The sequence below is a fragment of the Blautia difficilis genome (genome assembly GCF_014297245.1).
In the GTDB taxonomy this organism is placed as follows: Bacteria; Bacillota; Clostridia; order Lachnospirales; family Lachnospiraceae; genus Blautia_A; species Blautia_A difficilis.
Genome location: NZ_JACOQG010000010.1, coordinates 85,036 through 99,587, shown reverse-complemented (window position 1 = coordinate 99,587; position 14,552 = coordinate 85,036). Strand labels below are relative to the sequence as shown.

Below are 14,552 nucleotides of genomic sequence, written 5' to 3'. Positions count from 1 at the left end.
AGGAAAAGCTTTTATGGACTTAAAGAAATTTGTACTGGAAGGTAATCCTGTATGCAGAAAGGAAGCTGTGATCGTGGGCGATCATTTCAGGATTACAATGCTGACAACTGCCCTGATCCGTTTTGAGTACAGCGAAGACGGAGGATTTGAGGACAGAGCAACACAGATGGTATGCAATCGTGATTTCCCGGTGCCGGAATTCAGGGTGAGCGATGGTGGTGAGGAATTACATATTTACACCAAAGATCTTGAAATCCACTATGACAGGCAGAAATTTTCTCCAAGCGGTCTGATGATACGTGTTGCGGGTGGAAAAGCCAGCGAGCGTGTGTGGCATTATGGTGATGAACCGAAAGATCTGCTGGGAACAGCCAGAACCCTGGATGAAGCAGACGGTGAGATTCCGCTGAGTCATGGCATTATGTCCAGAAACGGTTTTTCAGTGCTGGATGATTCCCACACAATGGCTATGGGCGAAGATGGAATGGTAGAGCCACGTCAGGGAAACAGAGCAGACTTCTATTTCTTTGGATATGGTCACAGATATATAGAATGTCTGCAGGATTTTTACAGATTATGTGGAAAAACACCTCTGCTTCCAAGATACACCTTCGGAAACTGGTGGAGCAGATATCACAAATATACAGAGGCAGAATACAAAGAACTGGTAGAGCGTTTTGAGAAAGAAGAAGTGCCATTCTCTGTTGCAGTTGTAGATATGGACTGGCATCTGGTAGAGGATGTACCTCCTGTATATGGAAGCGGATGGACAGGATATACCTGGAATAAGAAGTTTTTCCCCAATCCGCCTGAATTTATGGACTGGCTGCACAAACATGGGTATAAGATTACACTGAACGTACATCCGGCAGATGGAGTGCGTGCTTATGAAGAAGCCTATCCGAGAGTTGCAGAGAAGATGGGAATTGATCCTGCAAGCAAGGAACCGGTGCTTTTTGACATGACAGATCCGAAATTCATTGAGACATATTTTGAGGAACTGCATCATCCGATGGAAGAAGAGGGAGTAGACTTCTGGTGGCTTGACTGGCAGCAGGGAACTGTAACCAAGGTTCCGGGACTGGATCCGCTCTGGATGCTGAACCACTATCACTATCTGGACAGCAAGTGGAAAGGAAAACGTGCGCTGACTTTCTCAAGATATGCAGGACCCGGAAGCCACAGATACCCGGTTGGTTTTTCAGGTGATACGGTCATTACCTGGGAAAGTCTGAAATTCCAGCCATATTTCACGGCAAATGCCAGCAACATCGGTTTTGGATGGTGGAGTCATGATATCGGTGGACATATGTTGGGATACAGAGACGACGAGCTCACTGCAAGATGGGTACAGCTTGGAGTCTTTTCACCAATGAACCGTCTGCACAGCACAGACAACCCGTTCAATGGAAAAGAACCATGGAAATACAACCAGATCGTAGAAACAGTAATGAAGAATTTCCTGAAACTGCGTCATAAGCTGGTTCCGTATCTTTACACTATGAACCGTCGTGCAAGCAGAGCGGGACTGCCGCTGGTACAGCCAATGTATTATCTGGAGCCGGAGCGTGAGGAAACCTATGAAGTGCCGAACAACTATTATTTCGGCACAGAGATGATGGTATCTCCAATTACAGATAAGCTGGATCCGGTAACAGGACTGGCAGGTGCGAAGACATGGATCCCGCAGGGAATCTGGTATGATTTCTTTAACGGAAGAGCATATAAGGGTGGCAGAAAAGTGGATCTCTGGAGAGATATTTACGAGATGCCGGTACTTGTGCGTGAAGGCAGCATCATTCCGCTGAAGGACATGGAAGGATATGATAATTCCATTGAGAATCCCGAGAAACTGGAAGTACTTGTATATCCTGGAAAATCTGGGGAATTTGTACTCTGGGAAGACGGTGGGGACACACCGGAAGACCTGGATGAGAACTGGGTATCCACCAGAATGACGAAGACTGCAGATGAGAATGGAACAGTATTTATTATAGAAGCTGCACAGGGAAATACAGCAGTGATCCCGCAGAAACGTTCCTGGAAGATCCGCTTCTGCAATATTCTGGACAAACCGCAGGAGCTTACTGTAAACGGACAGGCATATAAGGAGGCAGAGTTCGCAGAGGATGAGAAGCTTCATGGAACAATAGTGATCCTGAAGAATGTGCCGGCAGATGCACAGGTGAAGATTACTTTTGCGGCAGATGCAGCTGTTTATCAGAGAGACTATGCAGAAGAGGTCTATGAGATTCTGGAAAAAGCACAGATTACCTATGCACAGAAGACAGACGTCTATAAAGTAGTGAAAGAGCTGGGCACAGAGGCAGTGCCTGTTCTGGTATCCATGAATTTGAATCCGTCATTGCTTGGGATACTGATGGAGATTCTTACAATGGGAATTTAACCGAATCAAGTAAGTTCCCTGCGGTAAAAAACATACAGAGGTCAGACTCCAATGTTGTGGCTTCGCGCGTAAGACCGATGCGGGAACTGGCAGGATTTAAGCGTATCACATTAAGACCGGGAGAAAAAGCTACAGCATCATTGATGGAAAAACAAGAGGTTTCTTTGCTGAGGTCTGTACCATGTAATAATGATTTCGAAGAGGTTCGGATCTGTGAGGGGCACACCAAGTAATTGGTGTGTCTACTCGACCATGAAATACCGATATAACACCCAACCCCAAGTTTGTCTACAGTCTGAAGGCTGCGCACTATGTGCGACAGCCTTTTATCTATTTAAACACAGAAAACCCCACCCGATTGACGTCGGATTATTTCCATAGTTTTGCTTCATCCAGCAAATTCAATACTCCTTTTTTGCCTTATTTTTTATTAATTTCTGCGAATCCGGCAGCATCAACCTTTAAGTCTGTTTTTTCGCCTTTTTTCAGCTCTTTCCATTCAGAGAAAGCCATTTCATAGCGTTCTGTTTCGGTTTTGCCTTCCTTTTTCTCATAGGTAGCAGTTACGAAATAGTGCTCATCCTTTGTTCCTGTTCTCTGGTTGTCTTTCAGTTTTGGTTCTGGCCAGGCTGGATTCTGGTCTGTTCCAGAAGCTTTCGCAGTGTCTACCACAGTCCACCGGTCTATTTCGTAGTAATATTTTGTAGCATACACCGGTTCTTGTCGATACACTGGTTTATCCGTGGTTTCTGTATAGGTTTCATCTTTGTATACAGGAACACTCTTGGTTTTCTCCTCAAAATATCCGTTTCCCAGGTCAACATGGGAGACTTCATCTTCATAATGGTCGATAACGCGGCGTGTTTTGGTTTCCGTAACTTTTTCATAGTGGTCTATGACTTGTTCGTATGACTTAATCTCATTTTTCGTGTATTGTAGTCGTGCGCCATCTGGCAGCTGCCAATCACTTTCGTTGTGTGTAACGATCTCTTCGATGTCGATGGTTCGTTCCCAGTCAAAGTCATCAATGGTTACATTTTTTACTTTCGGTGCCAGACAGGACATCATTCCGAAAATGATGACAGCAAAGATTCCCAGAAAGAGAAGAGCTCTTTTCATCAGTGATTTCTTCTTTTTTTCTTTTTTCTTTGGTGCACTTTTTACAGTATTTTTCTGGTGCGTTTCTTTTTTCTCTTCTTTTTTGCGTTTCTTTTCTTCTTCCTGCTTCCGTATTTCGAAATAGTTTCTCTCAGAGTCTTCTTTTGTGGCTCCGCAGTTTTTGCAGATGTTCAGATCGTCACTGTTAAGGCTGCCGCAAAAACTGCACTGCCAGTCTGGATTTCGGCTGATTTTGGCAGCCTTCTCCTCTGAAACATATTCAATTGCGTCCGGCATGTAGAATTTTGTGTTTTCATCCTGAGGATGCCCACAGAGTGGACAGGTTTTCTGTCCGGCTTTGATTCTCTTATTGTCACAAAATGGACAATCCCAGAGTCCTTCGATTAACTTTCCCATACTTAATTCTCCTTTCCTGTCTATTATACATTTAATTTGACGAAAAGAATAGACTGATAATTCAGGAATGGCATCGCATTTGCCGGATTCTGTGTTATAATAAAATAATTGATATGGTAAAAAATACTACAGAAGAGGAGCAAAAAGATGCTGTATATAGGAAATCACACAAGTTCATCCCGAGGATATGTTGCAATGGGAAAGCAGATGCTGGCAAATGGCGGTAACACATTTGCATTTTTTACCAGAAATCCAAGAGGCGGGAAGGCCAAAGAAATAGATTCTCAGGATGTACAGGCGTTTCTGCAGCTGGTAAAGGACAATCATTTTGGAAAGCTGGTAGCTCATGCACCCTACACTATGAACTGCTGTGCTGCTAAGGAAAACCTCAGAGATTTCGCCAGAGAAATCCTGGCAGATGATCTGAAACGTCTGGAAATGACACCGGGAAATTATTACAATTTTCATCCGGGCAGCCACGTAGGACAGGGTGCAGAAGTGGGAATCCGTAAAATTGCAGAAATTCTTAATGAAGTGCTGACAAAAGACCAGAGTACAATTGTACTTCTGGAAACTATGGCAGGAAAGGGGACGGAAGTAGGAAGAAATTTTGAAGAACTCCGTCAGATCATTGACCAGGTGGAATTAAAAGATAAATTAGGGGTTTGTCTGGATACCTGTCATGTCTGGGATGGTGGATATGATATTGTAAATGATCCTGACAGTGTATTTGCAGAATTTGACCGGGTCATAGGTCTGGACAGACTAAAGGCTATCCACCTGAATGACAGCATGAATCCCCTTGGCAGCCATAAGGACCGGCATGCCAGAATCGGAGAGGGCCAAATAGGACTGGAGGCACTTGTGCGCGTGATCAATCACCCTGCCACAAAAGGAATTCCTTTTATTCTGGAAACCCCCAATGATGATGAAGGATGGACTCATGAAATCGCCTTGCTCAGAGCGGAGTATAAAGGAAAATAAATAAGATAAAGAAAAGTAAAGATAAATAATTTCTTGGACGAAAAGGAGATGTTTATGAAAACACGGAAACGGATTTTGTCAGTGATACTTACCATTGTAACATTGCTTCTGCTTGTGCTGGATATTCCTGTGGCAGCAGCAGAACCAAAAAAAGTAGACGTTTTGTTTACCCATGATACCCATTCCCATCTGGACAGCTTTTCAACCATTGTAGAGGGACAGCAAAAAGAAGTTGGCGGATTTGCCAGGATTAAAACTTTGATGGATGAAAAGCGAAAAGAAAATCCGGATACTCTGGTGCTGGATGGAGGAGATTTTTCCATGGGTACACTGATCCAGACTGTATATGACACAGAGGCAGCGGAGCTTCGGATGCTGGGATATCTGGGTTATGATGTGACTACCTTTGGTAATCATGAATACGATTACCGGTCAAAGGGTCTGGCAAATATGCTGAAGGCAGCTGTAAATTCCGGCGAGACACTGCCGGAGCTTGTAGTGTGTAATGTGGATTGGGATGCTATGGAGAAAGAGGACTTAAGTGATGGACAGAAGCAGATCAAAGAAGCATTTGAAGCTTACGGTGTGAAGGATTACGTGGTGATCCAAAAGGGAGATACGAAGATTGCAGTAGTTGGTGTATTTGGAAAAGATGCTCTGGAATGTGCACCTACCTGTGAGCTGCTGTTCAAGGATCCGGCAGAGTCAGTGAAGCAGACGGTAGCCCAGATTAAGAAGAACGAGACTGTAGATATGATCGCATGTGTGTCCCATGGCGGAACCTGGGAGGATGAGGATAAGTCTGAGGACGAAATCCTTGCAAAAAAAGTTCCTGAGCTGGATCTGATCATCAGTGGACATTCCCACACAGAGCTGAAGGAAGCGATTCAGCATGGGAATACTTATATTGTATCCTGCGGTGAGTACGGACGAAATCTGGGATCACTTTCCATGACACAGAAACAGGACGGACGCTGGGAGATGACCTCCTATGAGCTGATCCCGGTGTCTGATGAGATCAAGCCGGATCAGGCAACCCAGAGACGGATTGATGAATTAATGGATACGGTGGATACCAATTACCTGGCGGATTTTGGCTACACCAGAGATGAGGTCCTGGCTGAAAATGATGTCGAATTTAACAGTCTGGAAGAAATGGGAACAAAGCATGAAGAACTGAATCTTGGCGATATTATGTCTGATGCCTATGTATATGCTGTGGAACATTCAGAATATTATGATGGGAATCCGGTAGATGTAGCGGTGGTTCCAAGCGGAACTGTCCGTGATACCTATACAAAGGGAAATATTACAGTAGAAGATGTCTACAATTCATTCTCTCTGGGAATCGGAAAGGACGGAGTAGCAGGATATCCTCTGATCAACGCCTATCTGACCGGAAAAGAACTGAAGCTGGCAGCAGAAGTGGATGCGTCTGTTTCGGACTTTATGACGACTGCAAGATTATATTGCAGTGGACTGAATTTTACATATAATCCGCACAGAATGATCCTGAACAAAGTAACGGATTGCTATCTGACCAGAGGAGACGGAGAACGGATAGAAATCCAGGATGATAAGCTGTATCATGTTGTGACGGATCTGTACACAGGACAAATGCTTGGCTCTGTGATGAAAATGTCATATGGCCTGCTGTCTCTGGAACCTAAGGATGAGAATGGAAATCCGATTGAAAATCTGGAAGATCAGGCAATCATGGAAAACGGCAGAGAATTGAAGGCGTGGGATGCGATCGCAAGATATATGCAGTCTTTTGAAGATACAGATGGAGACGGAATCGCCAATGTACCGGAATATTATGCAGTGACACATAACCGTAAGGTTATAGATGACAGTAAAAACATCATTGATCTGGTGAAAAATCCAAATAAATTTTCAGTGATGATCGTGGCGGCATGTCTGATCCTTGTTGTAATTATTGTCCTTGTTGTAGTTCTGATCCGAAAGATCGTCCGCAGGATAAAAAAGAAAAAGAATATAATAAAGAAAGGTTGAGAGGATTTAGGCCGGAGGTATGCTGTATGTGATATACCTCCGGCCTAAAAAGGAATATGTCAATATCCCCCCGCAGGGCTTACTGATGTCAGAATTGTCTGATATCATAAAAGTCAGTTACCAATAAAGAAAAAGCGAGGGAACATGAAATGAAAAAGGGTTTATTGACAATGGCCGGAGTACTTCTGACCGTATCACTGGTAAGCGCAGGGACAACAGTACCTGTACTGGCAGAGGAAGAAACAACACTGGTATATGGAAGCGGAGATTATACCAGGATCAATCCTGCTATGGATGAACATGGAGAGATTAATATCCTGATCTTCAACGGCTTAACTGCACATGACGGAGAGAATAAGGTGGTTCCGGGACTGGCAGAGAGCTGGGATTTTGATGATGAAACCAATACCTATACCTTCCATATGGCAGAAGATGCCAAGTGGCAGGACGGCGAACCTGTGACAGCAGAGGATGTTAAATTTACTATTGAAGCGATCATGGATCCGGAAAACGGTTCTGAGAATGCACCCAACTATGAGGACGTAGAGGAGATCAATGTGATTGATGATCACACAGTTGCCTTCAAGCTTGAGGACAAAAACGTTGCATTTCTTGACTATATGACAATGGCAGTTCTTCCTAAGCATCTGCTTGAGGGAGAAGATATGCAGACTTCTGATTTCTTCCGTAATCCGGTAGGAACAGGCCCATACAAGATTGAATCCTGGGATGAGGGACAGGCGATCACACTGGCTAAGAATGAAGATTATTTCAAGGGTGAGCCTTCCATCGATAAAGTTGTATTCAAGATCGTACCGGATGACAATGCGAAAGCACTTCAGTTAAAATCCGGAGAACTTGATCTGGCCTTATTAACACCGAAGGATGCAGCTGCTTTTGCTGATGATGATGCATATACATGCTATGATATGAAGACTGCTGACTATCGTGGAATCATGTTTAACTTTGGAAATGAATACTGGCAGAAAAACCGTGATCTGATCCCGGCAGTATGTTATGGACTTGACCGTCAGGCGATCATCGACGCAGTTATCCTGGGACAGGGAATGCCGGCTTATGGACCTCTTCAGAGAAATGTCTACAATTATGAAGATGTAGAGCATTATGATTACAATCCTGAAAAAGCAAAAGAAATTCTGGAAGCTGCAGGATGTGAGATGGGTGATGACGGATTCTATTATCGTGACGGCGAAAAAGTGGGATTTGTGATCAGCGTAAGCGCAGGAGACCAGGTACGTATTGATATGGCTCAGATTGCAGCACAGGAACTGAAAGAGATCGGCATGGATGTATCAGTAGAGATCCCTGCACAGATAGATTGGGCAGGACAGATGGCATTCCTGATCGGATGGGGAAGCCCATTTGATGCTGACGACCATACATACAAAGTATTCGGAACAGATAAGGGAGCAAACTACTCCAGCTACTCCAATGCAGACGTTGACAAGTATCTGACAGAAGCGAGACAGTCCGCTGATCCGGAAGTTCGTGCAGAAGCTTATGCTAATTTCCAGAAAGCTCTGGCAGAGGATCCGGCTTATGCGATGATCTGTTATATTGATGCCAACTATGTTGCTGACAGCAATATTAAAGGAATCGATCCTGATACAATTATGGGACATCATGGAGTTGGAATCTTCTGGAATGTAGCAGATTGGACGATTGAGTGATATCAGGGTCAAAAGGTCAAAAAGTCGTTCGTGCTTGCACGATAAGACTTTTGAACTTGGGACCCTCCAAACATGAGAAAGTAGCGATTTACGTAGTAAATCAGCGGATTTCGAATGTTTGAGAATTGCGGGAGCTGCTTTGCAGCGGAGCAATTCGTAGATATCAAGTTAGGGGCAAAATGTCTTTTGACCCTAACATCAAATGAGATAAAGGTTGTGACGGGGGCACTAAAGGTGCCCCCTTTTCACACGAGCGGAAAAGGATTAAAAATGGAACGTTTATTAGAAGTTAAAAATCTTTCAGTCAGCATTGACGGTCCGGCCGGAGAAGTTCAGGCAGTAAGAAATGTATCTTTTTCATTAAAAAAAGGAGAGGTGCTGGCTATAGTTGGAGAATCCGGATGCGGGAAGAGTGTGCTTTGCAAAAGTATTATGAAGCTTTTGCCGCCAAGTGCAAAGATTAAAGAGGGCAACATTTGTGTGAACGGACAGGATATTACCTGTTACAGGGAAAGGGAGATGCAGAAACTGCGTGGAAGAGTTTTTTCTATGATCTTTCAGGATCCTATGACATCCCTGAATCCAACGATTAAAATCGGAAAACAGATTGGGGAAGCAGTGGTGATCCACAATAAGAATTACACGAAGGAACAGGTAAATAAGAAGGTTCTGGAACTTATGGAACTGGTAGGTATCTCCCATCCAAAGGAAAGATATCATCAGTATCCCTGGCAGTTCTCAGGCGGAATGCGTCAGAGATGTGTTATGGCCATTGCTCTGGCAGCAGATCCGGATATTTTATTTGCAGATGAACCTACTACTGCACTGGATGTGACCATACAGGCACAGATCCTGGATCTTCTGCGGGAAATACAGATGAAGCTTGGAACAGCTACCATACTGGTATCCCATGATCTGGGAGTTGTTGCACGTGTGGCAGACAGGGTAGCAGTCATGTATGCAGGCAAGATCGTAGAGATTGGTACAGCAGAGGAAGTGTATTATGATCCCAGACATCCATACACATGGGGACTGATGAGATCACTGCCTGCATTTGCAAATGGAAAAGAAAGCCTGTACACCATCCCCGGCATGCCTCCTACTCTGATAGATCCGCCGAAAGGTGATGCTTTTGCATGTCGAAATGAATATGCCCTGAATATTGATTATGAAGAAATGCCGCCTATGTTTAAGATAACAGATACTCATTATGCGGCAACCTGGCTGTTGGATCCAAGAGCACCGCAGATCAAATCACCTATGGGAGGAACCGCGCATGAGTAAAGAAGTTTTATTGGATGTCAGGCATCTGACTCAGCAGTTTCATCTGACAAAAAAGATCAAGGTAAAGGCTGTAGATGATGTCTCATTTCAGATCCATAAAGGTGAGATCTTTGGTCTGGTAGGGGAATCCGGTTCAGGAAAGTCCACAGTTGCCAGATGTCTGATGAATATATATCAGCCGGCTCAGGGAGAAATCTGGTATAAAGATGTAAATATATGCGACAAAAAGGAATTCAAAAAGCATAAAAAAATGCTGCAGACCCGCCGCCAGATGATATTTCAGGATTCCGCATCCAGTCTGAACCAGAAAATGAAGGTGTCAGATATTATTACGGAACCAATGAGGATCCAGCATATTACACCTCCGAGAGGAAGCTTTGTGAAGGAAGCTGCTTTTCAGATGGAATATGTAGGACTTGAGAATAGTTTCCTGGACCGTTATCCATCTGAATTATCAGGGGGACAGAGACAGCGAGTGGCCATAGCCAGATCTCTGTGTATGGAACCGGAATTTCTGGTGGCTGATGAACCTATCGCTTCTCTGGATGTGTCCATACAGGCACAGATTGTGAATCTGTTCCGTCATCTGCAGGAGGAGCACGGATTTACATTTCTGTTTATAGCCCATGACCTGGCTATGGTGGAGTATCTCTGTGACCGTGTGGGAGTTATGTATCATGGAAAACTGGTAGAACTGGCACCATCGGAAGAATTGTATTCCAATCCGGTGCATCCTTATACAAAAACCTTGCTGTCTGCAATTCCTGTTCCTGACCCCATCAGGGAAAGAAAAAGAGTTCTGCAGTACTATGATGGCGAAGGAATGGAAAACAGTGTGTGGACAGAAGTGTCACCCGGACATTTTGCAATGCTTCCGGCTGAAGGAAAGGGGTGCAGTATATCATGAGACAAAAAAAGTTAGTTTACTATGGTAAAAAATGCCTGATATTCCTGATCTCAGTATTTATACTGTCTGTAGCTGTATTTTATGTAGCCCGACTGGCACCGGGAGATCCGCTGATTTCCTATTATGGTGACCGTACAGAGAAGATGAGTCCGGAAGAACGTGAATGGGCTATGGGAAAACTGGGACTGAACGAACCAATTTCTGTGCAGTATGTGAAGTGGGTAAAAAATGCTTTTCATGGAGAATTTGGAATTTCATTTAAATATAAACAGGATGTAGTAGAAGTGATCGGCGGCCGTATTGGCAATACACTTGTGCTTGGAGGAATCGGATTTATCATTATGTTTGCCGGAGCCTTGCTCCTGGGAATTCTGTGCGCCTGGTACGAAAATCGGCTGGCAGACCGGATTCTGTGTAAGCTGGGAACCATATCCAGCTGTATTCCTGAGTTCTGGATGGCCCTGGTCCTGATCCTTGTTTTTTCCGTAAATCTTAAGATCCTGCCAAGCAGTGGTGCTTACAGTACAGGAAATGCAGGAGATATAGGTGACAGAGTGCTGCATCTGATCATGCCTCTGACCATCGTGGTCATGGAGCATTTATGGTATTATGCTTACATGATCCGAAATAAGATCCTTGAAGAGGTTCGCGCAGATTATGTACTTCTGGCAAAGGCAAAGGGACTAAATAAGAAAAAGCTTATGTTCAGACATTGTGTCCGAAATGTAATGCCTGCTTATCTGAGTATTATGGCCATTGCAGTCCCCCATGTACTTGGAGGAACTTATGTGGTAGAAAGTGTATTCTCTTATCCCGGAATCGGAGCTCTGTCTTATGAGAGTGCCAGATACCATGATTACAATCTGCTGATGCTGCTTTGTATGATGTCAGGAATCCTGGTTATTTTCTGTAATATTGTCAGTCAGACGATCAATGAACAGATAGATCCCCGTATGAAGGATGAAGTAATAACCGAGAAATCGGAGGTAGTAGAAGGATGAACAATCATTTATTTGAACTGGCAGGAAACAGAAAGACAGAAACCGTAATTCCCAAATCAAAGAAAAAGTGGTATGAGGGAAAACCGGTTGTTTCAGCAGCAATCCTGATTCTTATCGTACTGGGTTGCCTGTGTGCGGAACTGATTATGACAAAGGATCCTACTTATATGGATCTGTTAAACTATAATAAAGCTCCTGACAGGGAGTTCCTTTTTGGAACGGATACTATGGGAAGGGATATTTTTTCCATGATCTGGTATGGAGGAAGAATCTCGATTCTGATCGGTGGATTAGCTACTGTTATTTCTACTTTTATTGCAGTGGTAGTCGGCGCCTTCAGTGGGGTGGCACCTGCCTGGCTGGATGAACTGATCATGAGATTTACAGAAATATTCTTAAGTATACCAACTCTGCTTCTGATCATTTTGCTGCAGGCTATTATGGGAAATGCCAATATTCTGAGTCTGTCCTTTGTAATCGGTGTGACCAGCTGGACCAGTATTGCGAAGGTGGTACGCACAGAGGTACGGCAGATACGAAACAGTGAGTATATCATCGCTGCAAGATGTATGGGAGCCGGGTTCTTCCGTATTTTGTGGAAGCATCTGGTGCCGAACTTTTTCTCATCCATTATGTTTATGGTAGTTATGAATGTAAGAACTGCAATGATCTCTGAGGCGACTTTGAGCTTTATGGGTATTGGACTTCCCATAGAGGTTATCACATGGGGAAGTATGCTGTCTTTGTCAGATAAGGCATTAATGACAGGTTCCTGGTGGATCATTCTGATCCCCGGACTTTTCCTGATCGCCACAGTGCTCTGCCTGACCAATATAGGAAATGCCTGCAGAGAACAGACAAACAGAAAAGAAAGTAATTTCTGATACTGGGCTGTGCTGTTACCCTATAATTTGTCACGGAAAATGTCAAATTGTCCTTTTTTCCTTGTTGAATAGGTGAAAATTGTGTATGCTGTATTAAAAGGAGGAAGTAGTTATGTATAGGAAAAAAAGCTTTATAAGTCTTAGCTTAAGCCTGATGCTGGCAATGGGAGGTTTGGCAGCACCGGTGGGAGCAGCAGAGTTTTCAGATGGAGAGGTGCAGGCTGTACAGCAGCAGGATGCAGAGGCAGCACAGGCAGAAGAATTTTCAGATGTGGAGCAGGCACCGGTTGTAGAGCAGGAAGAAGAAACAGAGGTCTTTGGGGCGGAAGCACAGCAGGAATCTGACTTTTCAGATATGGAAACAGAGGAAAGTAATTTTACAGTTACAGACCGCAGTGTGGAGGAGCTTCCTGACGGTACTGTCCATGTGACAGAGAAAATCAGCATAAAGACAGAGGATCAGCCGGATGGGGATAAATTGTTCGGAGAATATGCCAGCCGCTTTTTCTATGATCAGGTATCTACCGCACCGGGTACCTCTATCGGTGAAACCGTTCTTTCCGGAGTACAGCAGGCACTTTATGAAGAAATGAAAACAAAGGTTACCTCCGTAGCAGCCAGAGGCGGATCTACCAAATTCGGAATTACTTCAGATCTTGGACTGCGCTGGCAGACTTCTGCCACAGATGCAAAGCTGGAACAGGAAGTATCCAAGAAGTTTGACAGCCTGAATAAAGAAAAGATCACGACCTGTCTGCTGGCAGACTGTCCCTATGAGTTATATTGGTATGAAAAGACTGCAATGACACAGTGGGATTATAGTTATTCCGTATCTGTCAGGGGCGGAAAAAGGATCGCAGAGATTTCAGATATAACAGTTTCCATGCCTGTGATCAGTGAATATGCAGCTAAGGAGTATCGGGTAGATTCCCGCATGGTAAAGACTGCAAAGAAAGCAGCTTCCAATGCAAAGACGATCGTTAATGAATTTAAAAACATGTCTGAGCCGGAGAAGCTTGCTGCATATAAAGAAATGATCTGTTATCTGACAGATTATAATGATGAGGCAATCTCTGATTCCTATGGAGACAAATACGGAGATCCATGGCAGCTGATCTGGGTATTTGACGGGGATGAATCTACCAATGTAGTTTGTGAAGGATATTCCAAGGCTTTCCAGTATCTGTGTGATCTCAGCGATATTACCTGTTATACAGTAACCGGTGATATGGATGGCGGAACCGGTGCAGGTGCCCATATGTGGAATATTGTGGAACAGGATGGCAGATATTACATTGCAGATATTACAAACAGTGACACGGATTCAGTAGGAGAGAATGGTGGGCTTTTCCTGAACACACCTGCCAGAGGAAGTATTTCAAAAGGTTATACTTATGAGACTGAGGGCGGAGATATCTATTTCAAATATGATTCAGATACAAGAAAGGCTTATGGAACAGGAGCTTCCTCCATTCTGCAGATGACAAATGTAGAATATAATGTAGAGAGTACCACAATAAAGCCTTCCAGACCGACGATCAGCAGTATTTCCAACAAAAATGCAAGAAGACTTACACTTACCTGGAAAAAATCCAGGAATGCAAAAGGATACGAAATCTATCGCAGGATCGGGACGACAGGTTCTTACAAGAGAGCTGCAGTGATCAAATCCGGTTCTACGGTAAGATACACAGATACACGTTTGAAAAAAGGAACGAAATATTATTACAGAATCCGTGCATATGCCTATAATACCCAGGGTAAAAAGGTATACAGCAGATGGTCAGATGTGAAATATAAAGCTTCCAGATAATAAAAAATAATTTAAGCCATCTGGCAGGACAAGAACCGGTATACAGCGGG

At 43.9% G+C, this 14,552-nt stretch carries 11 protein-coding genes; 10 read left to right on the top strand and 1 reads right to left on the bottom strand.

The window, feature by feature from the left end:
- Positions 1 to 13: 13 nt before the first annotated feature.
- Both H8Z82_RS08320 and H8Z82_RS17120 read left to right on the top strand, forming a co-directional pair.
- Positions 14 to 2,407, top strand: a complete 2,394-nt coding sequence (locus tag H8Z82_RS08320; protein ID WP_186994860.1) for a glycoside hydrolase family 31 protein — start codon at positions 14 to 16, stop codon at positions 2,405 to 2,407.
- Positions 2,408 to 2,463: 56 nt separating this feature from the next.
- Positions 2,464 to 2,640: a fibronectin type III-like domain-contianing protein gene (locus H8Z82_RS17120; protein WP_173744485.1), complete on the top strand. Its 177-nt coding sequence runs from the start codon at positions 2,464 to 2,466 to the stop codon at positions 2,638 to 2,640.
- A 187-nt stretch (positions 2,641 to 2,827) separates the two neighbouring features.
- On the opposite strand, the gene H8Z82_RS08315 is transcribed toward H8Z82_RS17120, so the two are convergent.
- Positions 2,828 to 3,922 (bottom strand): zinc ribbon domain-containing protein, encoded by a 1,095-nt coding sequence (locus H8Z82_RS08315; RefSeq protein WP_186994859.1) that lies wholly within the window; start codon positions 3,920 to 3,922, stop codon positions 2,828 to 2,830.
- 147 nt (positions 3,923 to 4,069) lie between these two features.
- On the opposite strand from H8Z82_RS08315, the gene H8Z82_RS08310 reads away from it, so the two are divergent.
- The 8 genes from H8Z82_RS08310 (at position 4,070) to H8Z82_RS08275 (ending at position 14,502) form a co-directional block, all read left to right on the top strand.
- A complete protein-coding gene (locus H8Z82_RS08310) occupies positions 4,070 to 4,906 on the top strand; it encodes a deoxyribonuclease IV (RefSeq protein WP_186994858.1) in 837 nt (278 codons plus the stop codon).
- 54 nt (positions 4,907 to 4,960) lie between these two features.
- Positions 4,961 to 6,922 carry a bifunctional metallophosphatase/5'-nucleotidase gene (locus H8Z82_RS08305; protein ID WP_186994857.1) on the top strand — a complete coding sequence of 654 codons (1,962 nt, stop codon included), beginning with the start codon at positions 4,961 to 4,963 and terminating at the stop codon, positions 6,920 to 6,922.
- Positions 6,923 to 7,071: 149 nt separating this feature from the next.
- Entirely contained in the window at positions 7,072 to 8,613 is a 1,542-nt protein-coding gene (locus H8Z82_RS08300) for an ABC transporter substrate-binding protein (RefSeq protein WP_019161422.1), read from the top strand.
- Positions 8,614 to 8,883: 270 nt separating this feature from the next.
- Complete coding sequence (locus tag H8Z82_RS08295; RefSeq protein ID WP_186994856.1) at positions 8,884 to 9,897, top strand: ABC transporter ATP-binding protein; 1,014 nt, start codon at positions 8,884 to 8,886, stop codon at positions 9,895 to 9,897.
- Positions 9,890 to 10,804 carry an ATP-binding cassette domain-containing protein gene (locus H8Z82_RS08290; protein ID WP_019161424.1) on the top strand — a complete coding sequence of 305 codons (915 nt, stop codon included), beginning with the start codon at positions 9,890 to 9,892 and terminating at the stop codon, positions 10,802 to 10,804. The genes H8Z82_RS08295 and H8Z82_RS08290 overlap by 8 nt, the downstream gene beginning before the upstream one ends.
- Positions 10,801 to 11,805 carry an ABC transporter permease gene (locus H8Z82_RS08285; RefSeq protein ID WP_118670096.1) on the top strand — a complete coding sequence of 335 codons (1,005 nt, stop codon included), beginning with the start codon at positions 10,801 to 10,803 and terminating at the stop codon, positions 11,803 to 11,805. Before H8Z82_RS08290 ends, H8Z82_RS08285 begins: the two co-directional genes overlap by 4 nt.
- A complete protein-coding gene (locus H8Z82_RS08280; protein WP_019161425.1) occupies positions 11,802 to 12,689 on the top strand; it encodes an ABC transporter permease in 888 nt (295 codons plus the stop codon). The genes H8Z82_RS08285 and H8Z82_RS08280 overlap by 4 nt, the downstream gene beginning before the upstream one ends.
- 112 nt (positions 12,690 to 12,801) lie before the next feature.
- On the top strand, positions 12,802 to 14,502 hold the full coding sequence (locus tag H8Z82_RS08275) for a fibronectin type III domain-containing protein (RefSeq protein ID WP_186994855.1): 1,701 nt from the start codon (positions 12,802 to 12,804) through the stop codon (positions 14,500 to 14,502).
- The last annotated feature ends 50 nt before the right edge of the window (positions 14,503 to 14,552 follow it).